This window comes from Planococcus sp. YIM B11945 (assembly GCF_050864155.1).
In the GTDB taxonomy this organism is placed as follows: Bacteria; Bacillota; Bacilli; order Bacillales_A; family Planococcaceae; genus Planococcus.
Genome location: NZ_JBOZWR010000002.1, coordinates 152,870 through 178,064 on the forward strand (window position 1 = coordinate 152,870; position 25,195 = coordinate 178,064).

Annotated in this window: 24 protein-coding genes and 2 pseudogenes; 3 read left to right on the plus strand and 23 right to left on the minus strand. The window is 46.5% G+C overall.

The features are described 5' to 3' along the window. Nucleotides 1-80: 80 nt before the first annotated feature. The 6 genes from lysA to ACRRQV_RS04410 form a co-directional block, all read right to left on the minus strand. Nucleotides 81-1,403 (minus strand): diaminopimelate decarboxylase, encoded by a 1,323-nt coding sequence (lysA, locus tag ACRRQV_RS04385; RefSeq protein ID WP_432528060.1) that lies wholly within the window; start codon nt 1,401-1,403, stop codon nt 81-83. A gap of 69 nt (nt 1,404-1,472) precedes the next feature. Continuing rightward, a complete protein-coding gene (locus tag ACRRQV_RS04390) occupies nt 1,473-2,777 on the minus strand; it encodes a pyrimidine-nucleoside phosphorylase (RefSeq protein WP_432528062.1) in 1,305 nt (434 codons plus the stop codon). Between the two features lie 18 nt (nt 2,778-2,795). Continuing rightward, nucleotides 2,796-3,980 carry a phosphopentomutase gene (deoB, locus tag ACRRQV_RS04395; protein WP_432528064.1) on the minus strand — a complete coding sequence of 395 codons (1,185 nt, stop codon included), beginning with the start codon at nt 3,978-3,980 and terminating at the stop codon, nt 2,796-2,798. 70 nt (nt 3,981-4,050) lie between these two features. Then, complete coding sequence (gene xerD, locus ACRRQV_RS04400) at nt 4,051-4,953, minus strand: site-specific tyrosine recombinase XerD (RefSeq protein ID WP_432528066.1); 903 nt, start codon at nt 4,951-4,953, stop codon at nt 4,051-4,053. 610 nt (nt 4,954-5,563) lie between these two features. After that, the gene (locus ACRRQV_RS04405; RefSeq protein ID WP_432528068.1) at nt 5,564-6,025 is read right to left on the minus strand and encodes a Fur family transcriptional regulator; all 462 of its coding nucleotides are present in this window, start codon (nt 6,023-6,025) and stop codon (nt 5,564-5,566) included. 101 nt (nt 6,026-6,126) lie between these two features. Continuing rightward, nucleotides 6,127-6,678 (minus strand): NUDIX hydrolase, encoded by a 552-nt coding sequence (locus ACRRQV_RS04410; protein WP_432528070.1) that lies wholly within the window; start codon nt 6,676-6,678, stop codon nt 6,127-6,129. Nucleotides 6,679-6,757: 79 nt separating this feature from the next. On the opposite strand from ACRRQV_RS04410, the gene ACRRQV_RS04415 reads away from it, so the two are divergent. The 3 genes and pseudogenes from ACRRQV_RS04415 to hxlB all read left to right on the plus strand — a co-directional run bounded on the left by ACRRQV_RS04415 (nt 6,758) and on the right by hxlB (nt 8,480). Further along, nucleotides 6,758-7,660, plus strand: a complete 903-nt coding sequence (locus ACRRQV_RS04415; protein ID WP_432528072.1) for an aldo/keto reductase — start codon at nt 6,758-6,760, stop codon at nt 7,658-7,660. Then, nucleotides 7,638-7,910 (plus strand): annotated as a pseudogene (locus ACRRQV_RS04420) (3-hexulose-6-phosphate synthase); the annotation flags it as partial. The gene ACRRQV_RS04415 and the pseudogene ACRRQV_RS04420, both read left to right, overlap by 23 nt. A gap of 16 nt (nt 7,911-7,926) precedes the next feature. Next, a pseudogene (gene hxlB / locus ACRRQV_RS04425) lies at nt 7,927-8,480 on the plus strand (6-phospho-3-hexuloisomerase). A 68-nt stretch (nt 8,481-8,548) separates the two neighbouring features. Here hxlB and ACRRQV_RS04430 read toward each other — a convergent pair. The 17 genes from ACRRQV_RS04430 to ACRRQV_RS04510 form a co-directional block, all read right to left on the minus strand. After that, nucleotides 8,549-9,586, minus strand: coding sequence for a zinc-binding alcohol dehydrogenase family protein (locus tag ACRRQV_RS04430; RefSeq protein WP_432528074.1), 1,038 nt, complete (start codon nt 9,584-9,586; stop codon nt 8,549-8,551). A 154-nt stretch (nt 9,587-9,740) separates the two neighbouring features. Next, entirely contained in the window at nt 9,741-11,606 is a 1,866-nt protein-coding gene (locus ACRRQV_RS04435; protein WP_432528076.1) for an adenylate/guanylate cyclase domain-containing protein, read from the minus strand. An 11-nt stretch (nt 11,607-11,617) separates the two neighbouring features. Next, nucleotides 11,618-11,962: a DUF3307 domain-containing protein gene (locus ACRRQV_RS04440; RefSeq protein ID WP_432528078.1), complete on the minus strand. Its 345-nt coding sequence runs from the start codon at nt 11,960-11,962 to the stop codon at nt 11,618-11,620. Next, nucleotides 11,949-13,109 carry an HD domain-containing phosphohydrolase gene (locus ACRRQV_RS04445; RefSeq protein ID WP_432528080.1) on the minus strand — a complete coding sequence of 387 codons (1,161 nt, stop codon included), beginning with the start codon at nt 13,107-13,109 and terminating at the stop codon, nt 11,949-11,951. Before ACRRQV_RS04445 ends, ACRRQV_RS04440 begins: the two co-directional genes overlap by 14 nt. Nucleotides 13,110-13,401: 292 nt before the next feature. After that, nucleotides 13,402-14,340, minus strand: coding sequence for a sugar-binding transcriptional regulator (locus tag ACRRQV_RS04450; RefSeq protein ID WP_432528187.1), 939 nt, complete (start codon nt 14,338-14,340; stop codon nt 13,402-13,404). A gap of 35 nt (nt 14,341-14,375) precedes the next feature. Next, nucleotides 14,376-15,761 carry a dihydrolipoyl dehydrogenase gene (gene lpdA, locus ACRRQV_RS04455; RefSeq protein ID WP_432528082.1) on the minus strand — a complete coding sequence of 462 codons (1,386 nt, stop codon included), beginning with the start codon at nt 15,759-15,761 and terminating at the stop codon, nt 14,376-14,378. Between the two features lie 13 nt (nt 15,762-15,774). Continuing rightward, complete coding sequence (locus tag ACRRQV_RS04460) at nt 15,775-17,094, minus strand: 2-oxo acid dehydrogenase subunit E2 (protein WP_432528084.1); 1,320 nt, start codon at nt 17,092-17,094, stop codon at nt 15,775-15,777. Between the two features lie 17 nt (nt 17,095-17,111). Further along, nucleotides 17,112-18,095, minus strand: coding sequence for an alpha-ketoacid dehydrogenase subunit beta (locus ACRRQV_RS04465; protein WP_432528086.1), 984 nt, complete (start codon nt 18,093-18,095; stop codon nt 17,112-17,114). Between the two features lie 23 nt (nt 18,096-18,118). Then, nucleotides 18,119-19,102 (minus strand): thiamine pyrophosphate-dependent dehydrogenase E1 component subunit alpha, encoded by a 984-nt coding sequence (locus tag ACRRQV_RS04470; RefSeq protein WP_432528088.1) that lies wholly within the window; start codon nt 19,100-19,102, stop codon nt 18,119-18,121. Nucleotides 19,103-19,191: 89 nt separating this feature from the next. Then, the gene (locus ACRRQV_RS04475; protein ID WP_432528090.1) at nt 19,192-19,539 is read right to left on the minus strand and encodes a bh protein; all 348 of its coding nucleotides are present in this window, start codon (nt 19,537-19,539) and stop codon (nt 19,192-19,194) included. 95 nt (nt 19,540-19,634) lie between these two features. After that, nucleotides 19,635-20,957 (minus strand): NAD(P)H-dependent oxidoreductase, encoded by a 1,323-nt coding sequence (locus ACRRQV_RS04480; protein WP_432528092.1) that lies wholly within the window; start codon nt 20,955-20,957, stop codon nt 19,635-19,637. An 18-nt stretch (nt 20,958-20,975) separates the two neighbouring features. Beyond that, nucleotides 20,976-21,353: a PTS glucitol/sorbitol transporter subunit IIA gene (locus tag ACRRQV_RS04485; RefSeq protein WP_432528094.1), complete on the minus strand. Its 378-nt coding sequence runs from the start codon at nt 21,351-21,353 to the stop codon at nt 20,976-20,978. Nucleotides 21,354-21,370: 17 nt separating this feature from the next. After that, nucleotides 21,371-22,420, minus strand: coding sequence for a PTS glucitol/sorbitol transporter subunit IIB (gene srlE / locus ACRRQV_RS04490; protein WP_432528096.1), 1,050 nt, complete (start codon nt 22,418-22,420; stop codon nt 21,371-21,373). Nucleotides 22,421-22,460: 40 nt separating this feature from the next. Beyond that, entirely contained in the window at nt 22,461-22,988 is a 528-nt protein-coding gene (srlA, locus tag ACRRQV_RS04495; protein ID WP_432528189.1) for a PTS glucitol/sorbitol transporter subunit IIC, read from the minus strand. A 24-nt stretch (nt 22,989-23,012) separates the two neighbouring features. Next, a complete protein-coding gene (locus tag ACRRQV_RS04500) occupies nt 23,013-23,399 on the minus strand; it encodes a transcriptional regulator GutM (protein WP_432528098.1) in 387 nt (128 codons plus the stop codon). A 312-nt stretch (nt 23,400-23,711) separates the two neighbouring features. Continuing rightward, nucleotides 23,712-23,921 (minus strand): DUF3886 domain-containing protein, encoded by a 210-nt coding sequence (locus ACRRQV_RS04505; protein ID WP_432528100.1) that lies wholly within the window; start codon nt 23,919-23,921, stop codon nt 23,712-23,714. Between the two features lie 28 nt (nt 23,922-23,949). Beyond that, nucleotides 23,950-25,134, minus strand: a complete 1,185-nt coding sequence (locus ACRRQV_RS04510; RefSeq protein ID WP_432528102.1) for an acetyl-CoA C-acetyltransferase — start codon at nt 25,132-25,134, stop codon at nt 23,950-23,952. Nucleotides 25,135-25,195: the final 61 nt, after the last annotated feature.

Here is a 25,195-nt window from a genome sequence, read left to right on the forward strand (position 1 = left end):
CGCAAAAAACAGCCAGTAAACGATGCCCCAGCCGATTGCCGCAACTACTAATAAAATCAATAATACGAGGTTGGCTTTTTTCATTCGCGGTACGCTTTCTGCTGGTAAGTCAAATCGTGTTTAATCAAATCTTCATGGGTTTCACGTTTGACGACGAGTTGATGTTCCCCGTTTTCCGCAAATACTACTGCAGGACGGCCGATGCGGTTGTAATTGCTGGCCATTGAATAGCCGTATGCGCCGGTGCAGAAGACACTTAAAATATCCCCGGTTTCGGCTATAGGCAAATGAGCTTGTTCAATCAGTTTGTCGCCGGATTCGCACAATTTCCCGGCGATTGTGTATTGTTCTTTTATTGCTTCGTTTGCTTTGTTGGCAAGGAGCGAACTGTATTTGGCGCCGTAAAGAGCAGGGCGGATGTTGTCGGACATGCCGCCATCAACTGCAGCGTATTTGCGCATTCCCGGCACTTCTTTCATTGAACCAATCGTGTACAAAGTCGTCCCGGCATCGCCCACAAGTGAGCGGCCCGGCTCAATCCAAATTTCCGGCAAAGAGAAATCGGCAGCTTCCGATACTTTTTTGGCAGTGCGGATCATTTCACGCACGTAAGTTGCGGGCTCTAGTGGCTCGTCTTCTTCCGTATACCGAATGCCAAAGCCGCCGCCAAGATTTAATACCGGGCAATAAAAGCCGAAGTCTTTTTCCCAGGCGGCCATTTTCTCTACCAATTTTTCCGCAGCCAATTGGAAACCGGCCGTCTCAAAAATTTGGGAGCCGATGTGGCAATGGAGGCCCATCAATTTGATAAACGGCTCGTTAAAAGTGCGTTTGAACGCTTCGTCTGCCTGTCCATTGTTTAAATCAAAACCGAATTTCGAGTCTTCCTGGCCAGTCGTGATGTAATCATGGGTATGGGCTTCAACGCCCGGCGTTACGCGAAGCAAGATGTTCATCGGCTGCTGCAATTCTACCGATAATTTCTTTAACAGCTCGATTTCCAAAAAATTATCGACGACGATGCAGCCGATTTTTTCCTCAAATGCCATGCGCAGTTCCGCTTCGCTTTTGTTGTTGCCATGGAAATGGATTTTTTCTGTCGGGAACCCGGCTTGCACCGCCGTATACAATTCGCCGCCTGACACCACATCAAGCGACAGCTTTTCTTCGGCCGCCACTTGGTAAATGGCAATGCTCGAAAACGCTTTGCTGGCATAAGCCACCTGATAGCCAATGCCTTCTTCTTCAAACGTCTTTTGGAACGCTTTGGCGCGTTCCCGGAAAAGCTGGATATCGTAAACGAAAAGCGGCGTGCCGTATTCTTTTGCAAGTTCGACCGTATCTGTTCCGCCAATCGTTAAATGGCCTTGTTCGTTGATTGTTTGCGTGCCGTATAATTGCATAGGATCCTCCCCCTGTTGTCGCGAATGGTTATTAAAAAAACTTGCTGAGAATAAACTCAGCAAGTTTTTTTACTCGGTGATCAACGCTGAAATCAGCGGTGTTTTTTCAACCGGTTCGCTTGAATATTCTATGCTATTATACAACATTTCCATGCATTCCGCGACATCTTCTGTGTTGGAATAGATGGTGGCGATGGCTTCGCCTTCTTTTACAAAATCGCCCACTTTTTTGTGGAGCACAAGGCCGACTGCCAAATCGATTTCCGATTCTTTTGTCGCTCTGCCTGCCCCTAAAAGCATTGCAGCGGTACCGATATCATCAGCCACCATGTTTGAAATATAGCCTTCTGATTTAGAAGCGACCGCTTTCGTGAATGCTGCTTGCGGCAGCAAAGAAACGTCATCCACTACTGCCGGGTTGCCGCCTTGGCTTTCGATGAACTGCTTGAATATTTTCAGCGCTTCGCCGTTGGCAATGACATTTTCGAGCATCGCCCGCGCTTCTTCAAGCGTCGATGCTTTGCCGCCGACAACAACCATTTGGCTGCCTAGCACCATGCAAAGTTCCGTTAAATCTTCGGGTCCGTTGCCTTGCAGCGTTTCAATGGCTTCTTTCACTTCCAGCGCGTTGCCGATCGCGAATCCAAGAGGCTGGCCCATGTCTGAAATGATGGCCATTGTTTTGCGGCCCGTTGCGTTGCCGATTCCCACCATGGCATGTGCAAGTTCTTTTGCGTCTTCTGCAGTTTTCATGAACGCGCCTTCGCCTGTTTTTACATCCAAAACGATGGCATCTGCACCCGCTGCAATTTTTTTGCTCATGATCGAGCTCGCAATCAACGGAATGCTGTTGACAGTCGCCGTTACATCGCGCAATGCATATAATTTCTTGTCAGCCGGCGTCAAGTTGCCGCTTTGGCCGATAACAGCCACTTTGATGTCATTTACTTGTTTAATAAATTCTTCTGTCGACAACTCAACGTGGAAGCCTTCAATCGCTTCCAGTTTGTCGATGGTTCCGCCCGTGTGCCCAAGGCCGCGGCCGCTCATTTTCGCAACCGGTACGCCGCATGCTGCAACGAGTGGTCCAAGAACCAGCGTCGTTGTGTCGCCGACGCCGCCAGTCGAGTGCTTATCGACTTTAATGCCTTCGATAGCGGACAAATCGATTTGATCGCCAGATCCTGCCATTGCCATAGTCAAATCCGCACGTTCACGGTCTGTCATGTTTTGGAAATAAACCGCCATTAAAAATGCGCTCATTTGGTAATCGGCAATTTCGCCGTTTGTGTAATTTGTTACGATATATTGGATTTCTTCAGTCGACAGTTCAAAACCGTCGCGTTTTTTTTCAATTAAGTCAACCATTCTCATGAATCATTACCGCCTTTGTTAGTTTAATTTCGATAAGAAGCTTGTTCCGAATTTCGGCATTGGAGCCGAGAAGTTTTCCGCAATCGTTGCGCCAATATCTGCGAACGTGTTGCCGAGGTCTAATTGTTTACCGCTTTCAAATCGCGTTGAATAAACAAGAAGAGGCACATATTCACGGGTATGGTCTGTCCCAGGGAACGTCGGGTCATTGCCGTGGTCCGCTGTAATGATGATCAAATCTTCATCCGTCAATTTCTCCATCACTTCCGGCAACCGCGCATCAAATGCTTCAAGTGCTGCCGCGTAGCCTTCTGGGTCTCTCCGGTGTCCGTAAAGAGCATCAAAATCAACTAAATTCAAGAAGCTTAAGCCATTGAACGGTTCTCCGACCACTTGGACCAATTTGTCCATGCCGTCCATATTGTCTTTTGTGCGAAGCGCTTTCGTCACGCCTTCACCGTTATAAATATCGTTGATCTTGCCGATTGCGATGACATCTTTCCCGATGTCTTTCAATTCGTTCATTACCGTGCGGCCAAATGGCTTGAGCGCATAGTCATGGCGGTTCGAAGTGCGTTTAAAGGCACCTGGCTCGCCAAGGAATGGGCGGGCAATGATGCGGCCAACCAAATATTCTGGCTCAAGCGTCAATTCGCGGGCAATTTCGCAGATTTTGTAAAGTTCATCAAGCGGCACAATTTCTTCGTGGGCCGCAATTTGAAGAACCGGATCCGCAGATGTATACACAATAATTGCGCCAGTTTCCATATGTTCTTGCCCAAGTTCATCAAGAATTTCTGTTCCGCTTGCCGGTTTGTTGCCAATCACTTTGCGCCCCGTTTTTTCTTCCAAGGCTTTGATCAATTCTTCCGGGAATCCTTCGGGATAAACTTTAAAAGGCGTATCGATGTTAAGGCCCATGATTTCCCAGTGCCCGGTCATCGTGTCTTTGCCGACAGATGCCTCTTGCAACTTTCCGTAAAATGCTCCAGGAGCTTCAGCAATAGCCAGCCCTTGAATCGGCTCTATATTGCTTAGTCCGAGCATTTCCATATTCGGCATTTTTAAACCGCCTACCGAATCTGCAATGTGGCCAAGTGTATCAGAACCAACATCGCCAAAAGCTTCAGCGTCTGGCGCTTCGCCAATTCCCACTGAATCCAACACGATCAAATGAATGCGTTCAAAAGGTTTATTCGTCATTTTTCTTCCTCCTTATATACAGTTCTATCCTACCACAAAGACCATCCTCGTCGGAAGTCAGACCTTTCAATTAAGCCCGTGGATGGAATTGTGAATAGACATCTTTTAATCTCGTTTTGCTGACGTGCGTATAAATTTGCGTAGTTGAAATATCGGCATGCCCCAGCATTTCCTGAACCGCACGCAAATCGGCGCCGTTTTCAATCAAATGTGTCGCAAACGAATGACGCAAAGTGTGCGGCGTCAATTCTTTCTGGATGCCGGCTTTTTGTGCATGCTGCTTGAGCAATTTCCAAAAGCCTTGGCGCGTCAGCCGTTTGCCTCGCTGGTTGATGAAAAGCGCTTCGCTTTTTTCGCTGCTTTTCACCAATTCACCCCGTGCATTTTCCAAATAAAGCCGGCAAGAATTAAGCGCTGATTTCCCAAGCGGAATGATGCGTTCTTTGCCGCCTTTGCCAAAACAGCGCACAAAGCCCATCGTTAAATTCACGTCTTCAATATCCAAATTGATGCATTCCGAAACGCGCATGCCGCTGCCATACAGCAATTCAAGCATCGCCTGGTCGCGCATGCCGTTCGGTTTTCCAGTTTCCGGCGCTTGTATTAAAGCATCCACTTCTTCAATGGATAAAATATTTGGCAACTTTTTATCCATTTGAGGCATTTCCAAATGCACGGTCGGGTCGTTGTCGACGACGCGTTCACGGATCAAAAATTGATGGAACGAGCGGATCGACGAAATATGGCGAGCCACCGTACGCGACGTTTTGGTTGTTTCTTTTAAATGGCGAAGGTGATTGAGGATATGTACACGCTCGACTTTGCGCAGCGAATCGAGTTGTTCCACTTCTTTTAAGTATTGAATATAGCTTTTCAAATCGCGTTCATACGAAACGAGCGTATTGGCGGCAAGTTGCCGCTCCACCCGCAAAAAATGAAGGTAATCGTCTAATGCGTCTTTTGCGTATTTCATAAGGATCCTCCTTTGTTCGTTGATAGCTTAGTTAGTAAGCCCATTGATTTTCGTTCCAGGCGGACGCTTTCCGCGGGGCGTTGCCTAAGCCTCCTCAGTCGCTTGCGCTCCCTGTGGGGTCTCAGGACTCACGCCTTTCCCGCAGGAGTCGCCGCCTTCCACTGCAATCAATTTTCTAAGTTGCTTTATTGGTAGTTTAACTTAGTGACATGAAGCAAAACAGCTGAGACTCCCAAGGAAGCGGTGTAGCGATGCAGAAGCACATGAGTTTAAAATGCCGTTTTGCTCCATATCTTCTAGCCTGCTAGCAGTAAAGCATCAATTCTATAACTAGTCTCTCATTAGTCGTAAGAACTTTCTTAGCTTGGGCGCGTCCACGGGCTAGGCGAAGCAATAAGACGAGTGGTCTTCTCGGCTTATTGTGGGAGCCAAGGAGAGACCCCAAAAACTTGGGGCACCTCCTTTGCGACGAAGCAGCGCAGCGATGCTGGAGCAATCGTCTTTGCCCTTCCCAAAGCGACCGAAGCGACTTACAAAATCCACTTTAATTAATGCATAAACATAAAAAAGAAGGACGACCTTATATGGCCGTCCTTCCTTTTCTCACCTCTTATTGCGATGGATCCTGTGAGCTGCGGTCATGGCAACGCCAGCAAATGCCATGAAACGTAAGACGGTGGTCTTTAATTTGAAAGTTCCAGCGCTTTTCAACGACGCTTTCTACATCTTCCAATAAGTCTTCCTGTATTTCATCTACAGCTCCGCATTCTAAACATACTAAATGATGATGGAAATGGGCAGCGCCTTCTTGGCGCAAATCATAGCGGGAAACTCCATCACCGAAATTTATTTTATCGACAATTTTTAATTCTGTTAATAGTTCCAGCGTCCGGTAAACTGTCGCCAGTCCGATTTCCGGTGCAATGTCTTTTACCAAAAGGTAAACATCTTCTGCACTTAAGTGGTCTTCTTCATGGTCTAGCAAAACCCGGACTGTCGCTTCACGCTGTGGCGTCAATTTATAACTCGCAGCATGCAACTGTTTTTTGATACGATCGATCCTGGTTTCCATGCGACGCCCTCCTTAAACTGTTTCCATTATATCAAAAGAGCGTTCTCATTTACAAGATATTATCATTCTTACTTTAGAATTATTCTTAATAAGAAATGCTTTTAATTTTCAATTGAGAATCGTTGTTTTGCCCACATGACCGCAAAAGCCGTTTTGGCATCGTAAATGCGGTTTTCTTTCATCATCTGTTCCGCTTCTTCAATGGAAACTTCCATCAATTCCACAAATTCGTCTTCATCCAAAACCGCTTCGCTCGTTGATTTGCGCAAGCCGTCTGCATAAAACAAATGGATCACTTCATCCGCAAATCCGGGAGACGTTGAGAAGGCCTGGATCAATTCCAGTTTATCGGCCGTGTAGCCGGTTTCTTCTTCCAATTCGCGCATCGCCGTGTATTCGGGCGCTTCGCCTTTTTCCAATTTGCCAGCTGGAATCTCAATGATTGAGCGTTCCAATGCTTTTCGGTATTGCTCAACCATGATAATTTTATTTTCCGGAGTAAAGGCGATAATTGCGACTGCCCCTGGGTGTTCGACCAATTCGCGCTTGGATGTTTTGCCGTTCGGCAAAGAAACTTCATCCACTTTCAAGTTAATGATTTTGCCTTCATAGATACGTTCCGAATGAATGGTTTTTTCTTCAAACTTTTTCATGATATTCCTCTTTTCATTTGTGATTTCTCTACCGCAAAGTATACCATAAGAAAAACGTCATACTAAATGAGGTGAGGTTGTGAAAAGGAAAAATCTTGGATCGAGCGGAATCAGCGTCAGTGAAATCGGCTTCGGCTGCATGTCTTTGCCAACGGAAACCGACAAAGCATCTGTTATTGTGGAAGAAGCCATTGCACACGGCATCAATTATTTTGATACGGCCGACCTTTACAACAAAGGCGTCAACGAAGAACTGGTCGGCAAAGCATTGAAGAAGCACCGCCAGGACATCGTCATTGCGACCAAAGTCGGCAACCAGTGGAGCCTAGATTCCGATGAAGTGAAATGGAATGCGACTAAACCGTATATTCTCGAACAAGTCCACAACAGCTTAAAGCGCCTGCAAACCGACTATATCGATTTATACCAGCTGCACGGCGGCATGATTACGGACGATGCGGACGAAACGATCGATGCGTTCGAATCATTGAAAAAAGAAGGATTGATCCGCGAATACGGCATTTCTTCCATCCGGCCGAACGTCATCAAACGTTTTTTAGAAAAAAGTGACCTCGTTTCAATCATGATGCAATACAGTTTGTTTGACCGCCGGCCAGAAGAATATTTGGCGGAAATCGGCAAAGCCGGAAAGTCTGTCGTGACCCGCGGCACATTGGCCAAAGGTCTTCTCACGAACGAAGGATTGGAACGCGCACGCAAAATGGGCGGATATTTGACCTATCGTGCGGATGAATTGGAAACAATCGTTACGCAGCTGATGGACGTCCACGAGAATCTTCACGCGTTGTCCCTGCACAGCGTGCTGCACAACGATACGATCGCTTCGGTGGTTGCTGGCGCAAGCTCGCCTAAGCAAATCAAAGATACAATCACCGCCTATGAAACGAGCGTTTCTTCCGAACAAATTGAACAAGCCAAGAAATTGACAAAAAAAGGACGCTATGAAGAACATCGGGACTAAGGGAAAGGCCAAATATATTTGCGTGCATATAGGGTATGACTTGCAAGCGGAAGGCAAAGATTTGTTCGCTGACCTTCGCACAATCAAAAGCATCGTAAAAAATTCTAAAGTGGCGATTGCCGACGGCATCAAATTGGAAACTTTGCCAGAAGTGATCCAAGAACAACCGGGTTTGATCGTTGTTGGCGGCATCACAAGCAAAGACGACAAAAAAACAGCAGCTGAGCAAATTTACCAGTTGATCCAGTAAGGTGTGGCTCTTTAATATGCAAACAGTTGGGTATACAAAAGAAATTCTTGCAGAGCTTGATCGGGTCTTGTCGTCCATAATTACTGAGCACGCAGAGCAACTCGCAGAAGCGATTCTTTCTTCCAAGAAAATATTTGCTGCAGGCGGCGGCCGTTCCGGTTTTATGGCGAAGTCGTTTGTCATGCGGCTCATGCACATTGGCCTTAATCCTTACATTGTCGGAGAAACGGTTACGCCTAATTTAGAACCGGACGACCTTTTCATTGTCGGATCCGGTTCCGGCGAGACGCAAAGCCTTGTCCACAGGAGGGAAAAACCAAGAAAATCGGTGCTGTTGTTGCAGCGGTTACGATCAATCCCCATTCTTCGATCGGTAAATTGGCAGACATCGTCATCGAACTGCCTGTGCAAGCAAAAGCGGAAGGCACGAGCGGCAAATCGATTCAACCGATAGGTTTGCTATTCGAACAATCGCTGCTGCTGTTTTTTGATGCCATCGTCTTGCAGGTGATGGAAAGAAAAGGATTAACTTCCGATAAGATGTACGGCAGACATGCCAATCTCGAATAACAAGAGTTCAATAAAAAGGCAGGACAGCCGGCTTCTACTCAGCCGCTGCTCTGCCTTTTCGCTTTTATTTATTCTTCGATCGGCCCTTCTAGCACAATTTTCCCAATCGTCTTGCCTGTCATCAACTGGCCATAGGCTTTTTCTAAATTGGCGGCATTGATAGGCGCATTGCGTTCGGTCATAGTCGTCCGGATCTTCCCTTTGTCAATCCAATCCGCCAATTGATCCAAAATATGGTGCTGCTCGACCATGTCTTCTGTTTGGAACATTGAACGGGTATACATCAATTCGTAGGCAAAGGTGACGGATTTTGAAAACAGCGCAATATCGAGCGGTTTTTGCGACGGCAATATCGAACAAATCTTGCCTTGCGCCTTAATGACTTTCGCCATTCCCGCCATATGGTCATCAACATTGGTTAAGCAAAAAATATAATGCACACCATTTATGCCGAGTTTGTTTAATTGCGGTTCAAACGGTTCGCGGTGGTTGATTGTGTAATCCGAGCCGTGTTTTTTCGTCCATTCGACCGTTTCCTCGCGCGAAGCAGTACCGATGACGATAAGGCCTGCAAGCTTTGCAATTTGCGTGGCAACCGATCCAACGCCGCCCGCTGCCCCAATAATCAATATGGTTTTTCCTTCATTGTCTTCAGGGCGGCGAGAAATGCCCATCCGGTCAAACATCGCTTCCCAAGCCGTAATGCTCGTCAGCGGCATGGCTGCCGCTTCCGCAAAATTCAGCGTCTTCGGCTTTTTGCCGACAAGCCGTTCATCTACCAAATGCACTTCGCTATGCCCGCCTTGTGCAACAGATGTGCCGGCATAATACACTTCGTCTCCCACCTGAAACAACGTGCAGCCTTCTCCTGCTTCAACCACGACACCTGCTACATCGCGTCCGACAATTGTCAACGAATCATCGTTTTCGTCTTTGGCGTCTCGCGTCCGGAAATCGGTCGGGTTGACGGAAATCGCGCGCACTTCCACTAATAAATTCCGTCCAGCCGGCACGGGCCGCTCGACATCCACATATTCGAATGTTGGCGGTTGTGATTTCGGCCCCGGTTTATAGAAACCAAGCGCCTTCATTGTTTTTGAACTCATCTGGCAACGCCTCTCTTTTCTGAAACTAGCAATTTTAACTACGTAACGGATATACCCGTTTTTTCTTTTTTTTAGCCTTCAATCCAGCAAATTGCTGCAAGAGAAAAACCTTTGAATTCTTCGCAGCCGCTGCTGCGCAAATTCAAAGGTTTATTTATCCAATCATTTCTAAGGAAACGACTGGCAGCTTTTCTGCTTGTACTTCTCTTGGCGTGAGGCGCATCAATTTCATCGATCCTTCGATGCCTTTTAAGTTCGCTTCAAACGGCAGCACATCCATTTTGCTGTTTTCTATGATTTCTTTCAATCCGTCTTGGTCCATATACTCTTGGCTGAAGACAATGTCCCGGCCCGTTCCTTGCGCCTCAATCCGCGCTGCGATGTTTACCGTTCTTCCGAAGTAATCCAATAAATCATTGGAATTTACGGCGATGGCCGGCCCGCTGTACAACCCAATTTTCAATTCAATATCTTCCGTTGCTTCCTGATTGAACGTTTCAAGGCTTTGCTGAATTTGAATGGCAGCGTTCAAGCCATCCTCAGGCAAATGAAAAACGGCCATGACCGCATCCCCGATCGTTTTAACAACACTGCCCGAATTTTTGGCAATCCATTTTTCCAGAAATTCAAAATGCCTTTTCACTTGGCTATAGGCGTTGGCATCACCTACCGTTTCATATAAAACGGTTGAATTTTTCAAATCTGTAAACAATATGGTCACATGGCCAACGCCAATTTTTTGGCCGGGCGCCAATACTTCAGAACTGAACAATTCCCGGAACTCTGGCATCGCCGTCACTTTTGCCGCCGTCACCGTTTCCGTGTTCCATGTTGATTGCTCTACAACGAGCACAATATCAGTTGAACTCGAATTGGCAATGCGGATTTCCCCGGCTTCGCCAATAGTTTCAGACGACCATCCTTCATCGCTATACTCAAGTGCAGCTTTTGCGGCTTTACCGCTAAGCTTTGGATCGATGGAAACAATTGCGTTTTTTTGCAGCACCCGCAATCTTAGCGAGTCGGCAGAAAGCGGCATATTCAACACGATCGTTTCTCCTTTTGCCATCACTTTTTGTACTTTAACATGCGGCGTGATTTGCGGTGCGCCGACGCAATATTCTTCAGCGTAAGCTTTTCGGACAGACGGGTGCACCGAAAACAGAAGTTCGACATATTGGTCAAAATTCGCATCGTAATTGATGCCGCACAAATCGCAATGAAATTGCGGAGTTAATTGGGCAAGGCTTTTGTATTCCGTTTTAGACACTCGGCAGTTTGGGCAAATCAAATTCCAGCTCAAATCCAAAATACCAGTTTTCGTTGCATACAGCAATACACGCAGCACTTCGTCCGGATCCGCTTTCCATTGCCTAGCCAGTTGCACCGGTTTGATATGCGCCACATCATGATCTCTTTTTTCAATCAAATAGGCATGAAGCAACTCTACATACTGCTCTTCGACTGGCCAGTTTTTCAACGAACGCTCCAATCTTTCCAGTTCGGGTGCTTTCACTTTATATTCCTTTTGCTTATCGGGAATTCTCGCCAAATCTGCCCCAGTTTTTACAAACTTTTCAACATAGGCTAGCGTATTTTTCAATGATTGAACGCCGATCAATGAAATCGCTCCGTATCCCAGCACATTGCGCGGAATAAATTCAGCGAAGGCGCGGATGATGGTTTTATTGTCATCCCCGTCTGGATTGTCGAGAAGTTCCACTCCCCATGTGTAGGACTTCAATGGCCCGTCGTAATAGCGGCGTTCCACCACGTATTTTTTGTTTTCTTCCCATTGAAACGGATATTCCTGCCAACGAAGCGGAATAATTCCTGCCACTTTGGCACTGGCTTCCCTAAAAAAAACACCCTCGTCTTCTATTTTTGCTCCGCTGAATTTCACGGGAAACAAACCAATGTTTTGATTCATCCGATCGTTGTCACTGACCAATTTCCAAGCCGCTTCCCGGGAAATCAAAAACTCCTTTTCAAAGGAATACTTTTTCGCTGCTAATTCCATCTTCACCCCTCCTAAGAAATTCCGATGGCTATAGCCAACAGAATAATATGGAATATTTGATCCGCTACTATGGAAAGCCACGTGTGTTCTGGCCCTTTAGCCGTTTGAATATGGCGTACCCACCACGCAATGAATGTCTTGCGGTCCAATAGGACATGCCCGATAAAGATGATGCTGATGCTGGCAACCGATAAGCCGCCAGATAAAAAACCGGCAATTCCAATGACAAGCGTGTAGACGGAAACATGGGTGAGCAAAGGAACCCATTTTGTGGCTTTGTATTTTGCCATCCATCCTGTTTGGAGCAGGAAATCGCCTATAAAGTGTGCTATTAATAAAACATCAAATTGATTCATGCATAATCTCTCTTCCAGTTTCACCATCGTATTTGTCTATTTCATAATTGCATTCAACTAGAATCGCCAGGAAAGCGTCTACTATTCTTTCATCAAATAAAGTTTGTTTGCATCTTTCCAATTCCTTTGCTCCTTCTTCCAGTGACAGCCCTTGGCTATAGGAGCGGGCAGTGGTCATGGCATCAAACGCATCAGCAACGCCAACAATGCGGGCAAACAACGGAATGGATTCGCCTTTCAACGCGTCCGGATAACCGGTTCCATCCATCCGTTCATGGTGTGAACGTGCCGTTTGAATAGCATCCATCATGGACGATTTAGGTTCCATGTTCGACAGAATGTCCGCCCCAATGATCGTGTGCTGCTGGATATAGCCGAATTCCACTGCCGTCAACCTTCCTGGTTTCCGGAGAATGTCATCTGGAATTCCGATTTTCCCGATGTCGTGCAGCAAGGCTGCTTTGTACAACTCCTCACTCGACGTTGCATCCATTCCCAACTTTTTCGCAATCCACAGCGAATACTTGGCAACCCGTTCCGAATGCCCCGCCGTATATGGATCTCGGGCATCCAACACTTTTGCCAATGTCCGGATCATGCTTAAAAACATGCGGTATAATTCGTCATACATTTGGCTATTGTGCAGAGCTAGTGCGGATTGATTAGCTAAAGCGACAGCCAGTGCAATATCTTGTTCCGAGAAAAAAGCCGTTTCTTTTTTGTTGAGAAGCTGCAAAGCACCAAGTACCGTTTCTTTTACTTTTAGCGGAACGGTAATCATTGATTTTGTAATAAACCCGCTGGATCGGTCGACCCGATTTGCCCAGTCCAAATTGTCCGCCACATTCTCGATCAACTGTTCGTTTCCTGACATAATGGCTTTGCCGACAATGCCTTCTTCTTTTTTCATTTTGATATTTAGAATCGCCTCTGATGAGGGTCCGTAAGCTGCAACGGCTTCAATCTTCTCATCATCTTTGTTCAACACCCAAAGCGTGCCTGCTTCTGCCCCGACAACTTGCACCATCTGCAAAAGGATATTTTGAAAAACATCGTCCATCTCTATGTTTGAATTCAAGTGTTTAAATGCTTCTAATAAGCTTAAAAGCTCTTGAACTTTTAATTCAAGCTTCTTTATGCTTGTCATTAGGTTCCTCCAGAATTTAATAAGACTGCGCTTAAGTTGATTTTTTTAAAAAGATTTTTTGTACGTAAGAATTAGATTTTATGAAATATTTTCCATTTTAATTGCTCTTTTTTCCTTTTCTCTCATCATGGCTTTTTTTCTTAGTAAAAACAAGTAAATAATGCCATTTCCCCTAAAATAATGATAATTTTTGTAGAATCCCCGCCATCAAATAAAAAAGCAGAAAGCTTAAACGCTTTCTGCCCTGATATGTATGTCCCTTTTATAACCTCTTCTTGTTTTAAACCATGAATTAAACCAGCAATCCCGCCGTTGCATCATCAATGACTAGCACATCTAAATAACCGCTCGCTAATGCCGCTTTTACGCTCGCTGCTTTATGTGGCCCTTCGACAATTCCAATGACTTCCGGAATGTTTTTAAATTCGTTTAGGTCCAGTCCGATCACTAAATCATTTAACGGATGCTTGATTTGATTCCCCGCCGCATCAAAGAAACGTGAACCAATATCCCCTATGGCCCCCGCTTCCTTCAAAGAGTCAAGATCTTCCGCTGTCAAATAATTCATAGCCGACATGGTCGAACCTTCATATGGATTTCCAATGCCTACTACAGCCATCTGAACATTGCGCCCTTCTTCTAAAACCATCGCAATATCTTCCGATTCGATTAACCGCTGTTTCAACTCTTGGGATTCAACCATTGCCGGTGCATAAAGATATGTGCAATTCGATTGCATTTTCTGCGCCAGCTGATAAGCCAGCAAATTGGAATGGATGTCGACAAACTTCCTTCCCATCCCTCCAACTAATGGAACCACCTTCAACCCTTGGTGTTTTTCAAACGGGTATTCCTGGACGAATTTAGCGAGTGTACTGCCCCAGGAAATGCCAAGCGACTTGATGCCTTCCAAATTTTTTGAAACGTAAAACGAAGCCGCTTTGCCCAACGCGTGTTTGACCATATCCGACGGCAAATTCCCAGCCGGAATGACAATCGCTTCCTTTAACTGATATTTTGTTTCAAGTTGGTGTTCGAGCTCTACGGTATGGGCGTTTTCATCTTTAATGTAAATCTCTACAATCCCGATTTCTCTTGCTTTGTTTAATAACTTGGAAATGACAGGCCGGGAAACCCCCATTTTTTTGGCAATTTCGGCCTGCGTCTGGCCATTAAAATAATACAGTTTTGCTACCTTTACAAGGTGCCTTCGTTCTTCCCAATTTAGCATCATTACACCTTCTCATCTTGATCAAAGCCCATTTGTTATGAATGGTGCACGCCTTTCCCCAACCAGGAAGCGGCGGCTTCGTATAAGCTTTCATTCACGGTAGGATGCGCATGAATCAGGGTAGCCAGTTCATCGACCGTCCCTTCCAAATGGATAAAAGCGGACGGTTCAGCAATCATTTCCGTTACATGCGGGCCGACCATTGTAACGCCAAGAATCTCCCCATGCTCTGTATCTGCAAGCAATTTCGTGAAACCTTCTTTATCACCGTACGCCAGCGCTCTCCCGTTGCCTGCATGATCCACTTTAACGACTTTGTATGAAATTCTTTTTTGCTTTGCTTCTTCTTCCGTCATCCCGACGCTGGCAATTTCCGGGTTTGTATAAACGCAGCGCGGCACAATCTTGTAATTGATGGTTTCCTGCCCTCCGCAAGCATTCGCTGCGGCTACAAGCCCTTCTGCACTGGCTACGTGGGCGAGCTGCCATCCACCGATCAAATCACCCACTGCATAAACTCCGGATTGGTTAGTGGCCATTCTTTGATCGACTTTCACGAAAGGCCCTGCCATTTCCAATTGGAGCTGGGTGAAGGAAGAGACATTCGGCGATCTGCCGACCGATAAGAGCAGCGCCTCTGTTTCCAGCGTGTCTTTCTTGCCGTTTACCGTTTCGATGTGGACTAGCTGATGTTCTTGCCGCTTTTCTATTTTTGTCACTTTCGTACTTGTTAATAAAGCCACATTTTTCTTTTTCAACGTTTTTGAAAGCGCCTTGGCCGCTTCCCAGTCTTCATTCGGAAGGATTTGTTCGGCCATTTCCACAATTGTGACCGGAACTCGGAGACTGGAGAAAATGCATGCCAGTTCTACCCCAATAATCCCCCCTCCTACAATAATGATGGAATCCGGGATTTTAGTAATATTAAAGATTGTATCACTTGTATAATAACCAGCTTGTTCAATGCCGGGGATAGGAGGGATGATGGGCTTAGAACCGGTTGCCAAAATAATTTGGTCTCCAAAAACCGTTTCTTCTTTTCCTTCCCTTTGAATTGCGATGGTTCGATCGGCGTTCACTTGTCCATACCCATTATATACATCTATTTTATTTTGTTTCATTAAAAATGTTATGCCCTTTCTTAACTGATTGATCACTTCGTCTTTACGTGCAAGCATCATGGCAAGCGAAAACGTGAGCGTTCCCGTTTCAATTCCCCAACTTTTTGCCTTTTCAATCGATTCAATGATGTCAGCGTGCCGCAATAAGGTTTTCGAAGGAATGCAGCCTCGGTTCAAGCACGTTCCGCCAAGCTGCAACGCTTCGATTAACGCCACTTTCTTCCCTAATTTAGCCGCTCGAATGGCTGCTACATAGCCGCCTGGCCCCCCGCCAATTACCGCCACATCATAGGTTTTCAATAGGATCGACCCCTTACATTAATAATTCGAACGGGTGCTCAAGCACTTTTTTGAAATCGGTCAGGAAAGCTGCAGCCGGCGCGCCGTCTATGACTCTATGGTCGAATGATAAACTGACAGCCATCATGGGCCGTAGTTCGATTGAACCACCTACGCCCACTGGCTTTTCAATAATCCGGCCAATTCCTAAAATGGCGGATTCCGGCTGATTGATGACGGGCGTAAAAGCATCAATGGCATACATGCCTAAATTGCTGACTGTGAAGGTGCCCCCAGCCATTTGGTCCGGTTTCAACTTGTTTGCTCTTGCCGCTTTGCCGGCTTCTTTGCATGCTGCCGTTATGGAAGCAAGCCCTTTTTGATCGGCATTTTTGATTACTGGAACGAACAATCCGTTTTCCGCTGCTACCGCTAAGCCAATGTTGATTTCGTCGTGGTAGACAATCTCGTTGCCTTCAAGGGATACGTTCATATTCAGATGGCGTTTTAATGTTGCAGCTGCCGCTTTTACGATGATTTCCGTATAGGAAATGCGGTAGCCTGTTTGGTCTTCTACCGGGCTTAAAAGCTGTTTACGCATATCGACAACAGCGAGCATATCAATGTCGCTTATCAGCGTCACGTGCGGGGCCGTCGTTTTGCTACGGAGCATGCGCTCGGCAACCACTTTGCGGATGCCTTCCATTTTGACGCGTTTTCCTGCAATAGCAGGTTCGGCTGTACGTTTTTGGGCCTTCTCCACATCTTCCCGGTAGATTTTGCCACGTGCGCCGGTTCCCTCCACGTCCTGTAAGTCAACTCCTTTTGCTTCAGCTACTTTTTTAGCCAATGGAGTGGCAGAAGATGCTTTCGAAGTAATAAACGCCTGTACATCGTATTGCTGAATCCGCCCTTTTGGCCCCGTTCCGGCAACTTCAGCAAGCGGAATTTCCTTTTCTCTTGCAGCTCTCCTTGCTGCCGGCGTTGCCCGTGGCTTTTCCGGTGCGGGATTTGCAGACGGTTCCACTTGAATGCTTTCTGTGAGCTGCGGCGGAACTTCTTTTTCTATTTTTCCAGTTCCTGCCTCACCTGGAGCAGTAGCCGGCACTTGTTCATTTGGTTCACCGATATAACCGACAACGTGGTTAATGGGCACTTCATCATCTTCCTGGTAATATTGCTTTAACAAAATGCCTTCTTCGTAGGCTTCTACTTCGATGTTGATTTTATCGGTCATGATCTCAAATAACGGATCTCCAACCGCTACCGGGTCGCCTTCTTTTTTAAACCATTGAAGCAACGTGCCTACTTGCATCGTACTGCTCAGTTTCGGCATGAAAATTTCTTTGGCCATCTTTTGCCTCCTCCTTCCTACAGGCGGTTTACCGTTTCTTTTGCAGCCGCAACAATATCCGCCACTCCCGGAATAGCCGCTTTTTCAAGTTCCGGGTTGTAAGGAATCGGAACTGGTTTGCCGCCGAGCCGCTTAATAGGAGCATCCAAATAATCAAATGCCTCGCTTTCCGCGATCATACTGGCTATTTCGCCTCCAAACCCGCCGCGTTTGACCGCTTCGTGTACTACGAGCAAACGGCCAGTTTTTCTGACCGACTTGATAATGGTTTCTTCGTCTAACGGCACTAGGGTTCTTGGGTCAATCACTTCGACACTGATGCCGTCTTTTTCAAGTTCTTCCGCTGCCTCTAGCGCTTTATGCACCATAATAGCCGTGGCAACGATCGTCACGTCCGTCCCTTCTCGCTTTACGTCTGCTTTCCCAAGCGGAATAGAATACGGCTCTTCCGGAACTTCCGACTTTGTCCGGTAACAAAGTTTATGTTCATAAAAGATGACCGGATTATCGTCATCAATAGCCGCTTTCAATAGCCCTTTTGCGTCATAAGCGGTCGATGGCTGCACGACTTTCAATCCTGGAATGTGGGCCATCCAAGCTTCCAGACTTTGCGAATGCTGCGCCGCCGCCCCGGTTCCCGAACCCGCCGGAGTCCGCAGCACCATCGGCACTTTCCCTTTGCCTCCATACATATAGCGGATTTTTGCGGCTTGGTTGACCATATTGTCCATTGCTATCGTCATGAAATCCGAAAACTGCAATTCCAAAATTGGCCGCATACCAGTTAAAGCCGCCCCGACGGCAGTCCCAGAAATCGCAGCTTCCGAAATCGGGGTATTGCGAATCCGTTCTGGCCCAAATTCTTCGATCATCCCACGCGTCACACCAAAAGCCCCGCCATAGACACCGATATCTTCGCCTAAAATAAAGACATCATTATTTTCGCGCATTTCCTGGCTCATGGCTTCGCGCACAGCTTCTAGATACGTCAGTTCTCTCATCTTACAGCCCTCCTTTGCTTGATCTAGGCATAGATGTCCTCCATTAGTGAATCTAAATCCGGTTCTGGGCTGTTGATGGCATAGTCAACCGACTCTTCTACTTCTTTTTTCGCATCCAGCCGTAGGGTTTCCGCTTCTTCTTCCGACAACAATCCCTCATTTACCAAAATCAACCGGAACCGTTCGATCGGGTCTTTCTGCCGCCATTCGGTTTCCTCTTCCCGGGTGCGGTATTTTTTGGCATCACTCTTAGAATGGCCTTTCCAGCGGTAGGTTTTTGCTTCAATGATGGAAGGGCCTTCCCCGTTTCGAGCGCGTTCAACAGCTTCTCCTACCCCGTTCATCACATCAAACACATCGTTGCCGTCTACCACTTTCCCCGGAATTCCATAGCTTTCAGACCTCTGGGCAATGTTTTCAATATTGGTCATATCCTTCACTGGCCCCGACATGCCATATTGATTGTTTTCACAAATAAATACGACGGGAAGCTTCCAGATAGAAGCTAAATTTACAGCTTCATGGAAACTGCCCTCGTTCGAAGCTCCATCACCGAAGAAACACAAAACCACATAACCCTCTTTTTTCATTTGAGAAGTTAAAGCAGCACCTGTCGCAATCGCAAAACCGCCTCCAACAATACCGTTGGCGCCCAGATTTCCTCTGTCCAAATCCGCAATATGCATAGAACCGCCTTTTCCTTTGCAATAGCCGGTCGTTCTGCCAAAAAGTTCAGCCATCATGGGATTTACTTCAGAACCTTTTGCAATGCAATGGCCATGCCCGCGGTGCGTGCTTGTAATTTTGTCTTTTTCTTCTAAAACTGCTATTGCCCCAACTGCGGATGCTTCTTGCCCTACGCTTAAATGGGTCGTGCCATGAATCATTCCTTTCGCAAAAAATTCATCCACCTTTTCTTCAAAAAAACGGATCAACCACATTTGTTTATACAAACCTGCAAGGTCTGTTTCTTTTACCCGAGGGGGCAAGTTTACTGGTTGCGTCATAACGAGTCCTCCTTAACCTTGTTTCACCGGTGATTAAAGGCCCGCCTTCCCGACTGGCTATGGAGAAGGCGGGCCTTTATACAGGGAAGTTACTTTTCGGCGCTTTTCTTTTTTTTATAAGTTTGGATGACTTTGCGGGAAGTATTGACGTCTTTAAGAAGTTGGTATGGTTTTTTTATGGCCCTTACCGGCAGCGAAAGCAACAGATGGCTGAGATCTTTGCGGTACTCTTCTGTCATCCGCGTCGGTTTGGTTGAAATTCTTTCAAAGATTTCTTTGTAAAGTTCTTTTTTGACATCGATTTTTAGTTCTTTCGTTTTGCCGCATTGCAAACAGCGGATGCTTTTAATTTGGCTATTGATGTAAGTGATTTCATGGTCGACTTCTTCCTTGCAGTGAACGCAATATAAGTCCGCTTCCATCTTCTTCATTTTCATATAAACACCTTCTCGGTTAGGTAGTCGGATCTTCTCTTTTGTTTTGAGAATAAAGCCAATTTTTTTCTCCGGCTTTTATTGCGTTAGGCCAACCATTAAGCTTTTACCGGTGTTTCCTTGCCTTTTTTGTGGAATGTTTCATCTTGCATTCGGCGCAGCCTCCATATTGTGGAGTCTTCCGTTTGAATCACATCATCGTACGTAATAATTTCCCCTTTTTTAATTGCCCGCTTCAGCTGTACATGGCGATCCACTAACCCTAATGGCAAAGCCTTTTGCTCACTCGCCTCAACAGCATTAAGGATATGGCCGTAAACGGTAAATCCGCCAATGCTGTCAAGGAACTGTCCTTCTTCCAAATCCTTCTTAGCGACGGTTACCGTTTCCGCTTGAAGCCCTTTCCAAGGAGCGATTGTCGCTTCGTTATAGATAAACGCTCTGGCAATTGATATCGGCGTTTCTAAACTTGTCAGATGGTAAGGACGGTAAAGCACGTAATTGGGGCCTTCTCCCATACTCAAGTATTGCATTTCATGGTTAACTTCTTCTTTTTCAGATGCTATGATGGCGAATACACCTGGAGCAATCCCGTTGATGTACTCTACAATTTTTTTATTGTGAACTTGCCCGCCGTCTTTTTTCAGCTTGAACATCTCTGGCAAATCACCGACCCCGCCTACAAAACCATGCATTCCTGGGATATCCGGCAAAAAGCCGGTAGCATTGGCAACTGCTGTCATTTCAACCATTGTCTTCGTGCCATCCTGGAAAGAAGCAAGCATTTTCGGACTGGCTCCTTTTCGTGCAGCTTCTTCCGCTGCAGTATCGGGATTGGCTTCCCGGTTAAGCGGATTGTTCTTCCCTTTTCCAAGCGCGACAACTTCAAAACCGAGAGCATCAGCAAAATCATAGAGTTCCATAATCGCTCCCGGTTCATCTCCCGCTGTGCCGGTATAAACGACTCCGCTCGCCTCTGCCATTTTTGCAAGCAAAGGTCCGACCGTTACATCCGCTTCCACGTTCAGCATGACAATATGCTTTTTGTTCAATATGGCATCCCAAGCAATCTTGGCCCCAATATTCGGGACTCCCGTAGCATCCACCACAACGTCCACTTCAGGCAAAGAAGTTACCAATTGGGCATCGGCCGTTGCCACCACCTTGCCGGATTTCACGGCTTGGCTTGCTGCTTGCTCCTCATCGGTCTCGACGATGTCGCCAGGAGCCACACCAGACTTTACATAGGCATTTTTCACATTATCAATTTGAATATCGGCAGTGATCACCACCCGCATGCCGGCCATATTTTCAATTTGGGAAATCATCCCTCTTCCCATCTGTCCTGCACCCACTAAGCCGACTTGAATGATGATGCCTTGTTTGTCCAGTTCTTCTAGTTTTCTGTTAATTCCCAGCATGTGAAAACCTCCTTTGCCTCAAGCTTGTAAGATGCGGATTTTCCCTTTAACCGTTAAGGAAGGAAGCTCCTTTTTTTCAACGCACATGGTGCCCGGAAGAGGGGCATCGGTTTCTCCATTAAACGCAATGGTGCAATGCCCGATCTCCTTGAGCGTTTCGTTGACTTTATCTCCTACAAACAGAATGCTATACCGCTCTCCGTTGATTTCTAAAATATCACCAGCTTCGACTTGGCTCAAAAGATCAGTTTTCTCATGTATGACACCGAATGATTTTAATGCCTCCGGGACCGTTTCATTGAAAATGACGAGCATATTTTCTTCTGCGAACATTTCGACATCTGCACCGATTTCCGTTATATTCGACTCGTATTTATTTATCATGACATCGCTCACCTAATTGCCCCTTCCGCTCAATATAATCCGAAACTGAATAAATAAGCGATGACTACCGCCAACGGCCCCGTTATCAACCGGGAGATCAAAACTGCCGGCACCCCGACTTCAATGGTTTCCGGTTTCGCTTCCCCGAGCGTCAAACCAACCGGGACAAAGTCAGCACCTACTTGCGGATTGATGGCAAAAAGAGCCGGCAGCGCCAATGCAGGAGGGATATTTCCTCTGCCGATTTCTACTCCGACAAGAACCCCGACGACCTGTGCAATGACAGCGCCCGGTCCGAGCAATGGAGATAGAATCGGGAGCGCACAAATAACGGATAGGATCAGCAGCCCAAAAATATTGCCCGCAAGCGGCGTCACGAAATTGGCAATGACGTCCCCAATTCCGGTATAAAGGATGATCCCGATAAGCATGCTGACAAACGCCATGAACGGCAAAATATTTTTGATTACTTGATCGATCGTTTCACGGCCCGCCTGATAAAAAATACCGACTACTTTCCCGGCGCCACGGCCAACCCGCTCGATAATGTTTTGTTTTCTTTCCGGCTGGTAAGCGGCTGCTTTCCGTTTTGCTTCTTCTTTTATCTCTTGAGGGGTTTTCTTTTCAACGGAAGGGTTTTCTACTTCGTCTACCGCCTCTTTTACTGCATTGGCGTTTTCAAATGTCCGCTCCTCTACGCGGATGTTCGCAACCCCAACCCCTGAAACGAAATTTTCTTCGTTGATGAATTTCATCAACGGCCCTGACGGAGAAGTGGCATTGATATTCACGGTCAGGATGCCCATTTTTGGATAAACGCCGCAACGAGCTGTTCCGCCGCAATCGATGACCACGCAAGCCATCGTTTCTTTGTCGTAGGAGCCTTTAAAGCCATCAACCGCTTCGGCGCCTGTCAAATTGGCAATTTCCTGTGCCACCGGATGAACTCCACCGCCGGTTACTGAAACGATGTATCGCTGCACATCATTCGGTTTGATGGTCAGCGGACCGCCCCATCCTCCACGGCCTTGCGAAATGGTGACGGCTTTGTAATTCGTCGGTCTTTCAGTAGCTTCCATTGTTTACGCCTCCCCTTTTATGGACACATTGGCTTCTTTTTTAAAGCTCCATTCCCCGGGCTTTCATCATGCGCGCCGTAATGATTTCCGTAACGATCCCGCGGATGAGAATAACGATGATCCCGACAATAAAGTAGCGGATGGCCAATGGCCCAAGCGACATCCCCAAAGTCGTGATGCCTGCCGAAATCCCTAAATACACAAACAATTCAGCGGGATTGGCATGGGGAAACAAACCGGTAATCGGATGCACAAAAGATACCGCGGAATCATAAAATGCCGGCTTTTGCTTTTCTGGAAGAAACTTGCCAAACGTATAAGCCATAGGATTGGTTAAAAAGAAGACAGCAATCACCGGAAATAAGGTATACCGCAAAATAATATTTTTGGTGCTTTTACGAGCTAATCTATCAATGCGGTCTTCCCCGACAATTCGGATAAAAGCATTAATCGCAGTGATCAAAACAATCAGCAATGGAATAATCCCGGTAACCAAGCCGACAAACGTTTCGCCGCCTTGTTGAAACATTCCGATGAACCCTTCTGCCAGCTTGACTAAAAAATTCAATACCGCATCCATGTTTCTTCCTCCTTAGAACACCAGATTTGTCTTCTTTTCCATTTGGGCTTCAATCTTATCAATCGCCATCTTGAAAGCCACATCAAGAGAATCTTCATTGAGGCGCAGTTTCAGTTCAGGCAGTGACAGTCCAGTGAATTGATCAAACGCTTGGAAGCGGCTAAAGACAGTCACCCCTTTCATCACTTGGCTTTCTATGATCGTCCCTTCGGTATCAGTCACTATAATGGCGATAGCACCGATGCCTAATTTCTGTTTCTGTATGCCAACTCCTAAAAAGCCTGACGGGCGGTTGCTGAGCTTTCTGACGGTCTCTTGGTAATTTTTCATTTGAATTTTTGTCAACAAAAGCTGCAAAAGCCAAACACCAGCGAACATAACGATTACCCATCCCCACACGCTTGCTCCCCCCTTCCGTTACATTTGTTCAGTACTGTAACATTTGCTAACACCTTCATTATAAAAGCGCTTACAAAAGAAATCAACACAAATTTATAGAATATTCAATAAATTTATTCATCTATCTTAAAGTCGACTGAATGACTTCCAAGTTCCTGCGAAAATCTGTTAAGCAAACTTCTTATAATTGAACGCCAATTCATTCACGCACAACAGACGTTTCTGCTGTTGAGCAAGCTTAAAAAACTCCATCAAAAAACTCCGCCGATAACTCGGCGGAGTTTTTGATGATCTTAAAAGCATTGGATATTATTAAAACTTATTTCCTTTGTCGCCGTGGCGCTCAAGCAGCTCCGCAAACGATAAATTCTTTTCTCGTTCTTTGCGTTCAAACAATTCCCGTGCTTGTTTTTCTTCTTCCCGCTTTTGTTCTTCTTCCAGCAAAGCCTTTTTCGTTTCTTGCAATTTTGCCAAAATGTCTTCCGGCAAATGGCTGTTGGTTTCTTCTTTTTTCTTGGCCATAAGCTTCGCTCCTTTTTAGGTCTTGTTATTAGGGGCGTTTGACGATCGTTGCAACGCCTTGGCCGCCGCCGATGCAAAGTGTCGCAAGGCCAGTTTTCGCATCTTGGCGCTTCATTTCATGAAGCAAAGAAACAAAAATACGTGCACCGCTTGCTCCGATCGGATGGCCAATGGCAATCGCGCCGCCGTTGACGTTCAATTTATCGTGATCAAATTTCAATTCACGGTCAACCGCAATAGATTGGGCCGCGAATGCTTCGTTCGCTTCAATTACATCAATGTCTTCTAAAGCCATATCCGCTTTTTTCAGCGCGTGCTTGACTGCATGGACTGGCCCGATTCCCATAATGGACGGATCGACGCCCGCACTGCCGTTTGCCACAATTGTCGCTAAAGGCGTGAGCCCCAGTTCCTCTGCTTTCGCTTTTGACATGACGACAACTGCCGCCGCTCCGTCATTGATGCCGGAAGCGTTTCCTGCAGTTACACTGCCGTCTTTTTTAAATGCCGGACGGAGTTTAGCCAATTTTTCAGCAGTCGAATCGCGTTTCACGTATTCGTCTGTTTTGAAGACGATCGGATCGCCTTTGCGCTGTGGAATTTCAACCGGCACAATTTCTTCTTCAAATTTCCCTGCATCTATCGCTGCTGCTGCACGCTGCTGGGAACGCGCTGCAAATGCGTCTTGTTCTTCTCGTGTGATGTCATAGCGCTCGACCAGATTTTCTGCCGTGATGCCCATATGGTAATTGTTGAAAGCATCCGTCAATCCGTCTTTAATCATGCTGTCGACGATTGTTTGATCGCCCATGCGGAAACCGCCGCGTGCGCTGTCCATCAGGTAAGGCGCTCGGCTCATGTTTTCCATTCCGCCGGCTACGACGATTTCCGCATCCCCTGCGTAAATGGCTTGAAACGCCAGTTGAACCGATTTTAAACCAGAACCGCAGACTTTGTTGATTGACATAGCTGGCACCGTTTCAGGCAAGCCAGCGTGTATTGCAGCTTGGCGCGCCGGGTTTTGCCCAAGCCCTGCTTGAAGTACGTTCCCCATGATCACTTCCGTGACTTGTTCCGGTGCTATTCCAGCACGTTTTACCGCTTCTTTAATAACGATTGCTCCCAATTGTGTTGCCGGTACATCTTTAAGCGCTCCTTGGAAAGATCCTACAGCTGTCCGGACAGCGCTTACAATAACGATTTCTTGAGACATGTTTATTTCCCCCTTGATTGATTACTGCTAGTTGCTCTTTTTACCCACTCCTCGCTACAAT

What these genes read in the sequence shown, in the direction of transcription:
- ACRRQV_RS04390 (WP_432528062.1), bottom strand. Translation starts at nt 2,777, where the DNA reads ATGAGAATGGTTGACTTAATTGAAAAAAAACGCGACGGTTTTGAACTG.
- xerD (WP_432528066.1), bottom strand. Translation starts at nt 4,953, where the DNA reads ATGAAATACGCAAAAGACGCATTAGACGATTACCTTCATTTTTTGCGG.
- ACRRQV_RS04510 (WP_432528102.1), bottom strand. Translation starts at nt 25,134, where the DNA reads ATGTCTCAAGAAATCGTTATTGTAAGCGCTGTCCGGACAGCTGTAGGA.
- lysA (WP_432528060.1), bottom strand. Translation starts at nt 1,403, where the DNA reads ATGCAATTATACGGCACGCAAACAATCAACGAACAAGGCCATTTAACG.
- ACRRQV_RS04410 (WP_432528070.1), bottom strand. Translation starts at nt 6,678, where the DNA reads ATGAAAAAGTTTGAAGAAAAAACCATTCATTCGGAACGTATCTATGAA.
- ACRRQV_RS04465 (WP_432528086.1), bottom strand. Translation starts at nt 18,095, where the DNA reads ATGAGAGAACTGACGTATCTAGAAGCTGTGCGCGAAGCCATGAGCCAG.
- ACRRQV_RS04440 (WP_432528078.1), bottom strand. Translation starts at nt 11,962, where the DNA reads ATGAATCAATTTGATGTTTTATTAATAGCACACTTTATAGGCGATTTC.
- srlE (WP_432528096.1), bottom strand. Translation starts at nt 22,420, where the DNA reads ATGGAAGCTACTGAAAGACCGACGAATTACAAAGCCGTCACCATTTCG.
- ACRRQV_RS04470 (WP_432528088.1), bottom strand. Translation starts at nt 19,102, where the DNA reads ATGACGCAACCAGTAAACTTGCCCCCTCGGGTAAAAGAAACAGACCTT.
- ACRRQV_RS04480 (WP_432528092.1), bottom strand. Translation starts at nt 20,957, where the DNA reads ATGCTGGGAATTAACAGAAAACTAGAAGAACTGGACAAACAAGGCATC.
- ACRRQV_RS04445 (WP_432528080.1), bottom strand. Translation starts at nt 13,109, where the DNA reads ATGACAAGCATAAAGAAGCTTGAATTAAAAGTTCAAGAGCTTTTAAGC.
- ACRRQV_RS04475 (WP_432528090.1), bottom strand. Translation starts at nt 19,539, where the DNA reads ATGAAAATGAAGAAGATGGAAGCGGACTTATATTGCGTTCACTGCAAG.
- ACRRQV_RS04450 (WP_432528187.1), bottom strand. Translation starts at nt 14,340, where the DNA reads ATGCTAAATTGGGAAGAACGAAGGCACCTTGTAAAGGTAGCAAAACTG.
- deoB (WP_432528064.1), bottom strand. Translation starts at nt 3,980, where the DNA reads ATGACGAATAAACCTTTTGAACGCATTCATTTGATCGTGTTGGATTCA.
- ACRRQV_RS04405 (WP_432528068.1), bottom strand. Translation starts at nt 6,025, where the DNA reads ATGGAAACCAGGATCGATCGTATCAAAAAACAGTTGCATGCTGCGAGT.
- ACRRQV_RS04435 (WP_432528076.1), bottom strand. Translation starts at nt 11,606, where the DNA reads ATGGAATTAGCAGCGAAAAAGTATTCCTTTGAAAAGGAGTTTTTGATT.
- ACRRQV_RS04505 (WP_432528100.1), bottom strand. Translation starts at nt 23,921, where the DNA reads ATGGCCAAGAAAAAAGAAGAAACCAACAGCCATTTGCCGGAAGACATT.
- ACRRQV_RS04430 (WP_432528074.1), bottom strand. Translation starts at nt 9,586, where the DNA reads ATGAGTTCAAAAACAATGAAGGCGCTTGGTTTCTATAAACCGGGGCCG.
- ACRRQV_RS04460 (WP_432528084.1), bottom strand. Translation starts at nt 17,094, where the DNA reads ATGGCCAAAGAAATTTTCATGCCGAAACTGAGCAGTACGATGCAAGTA.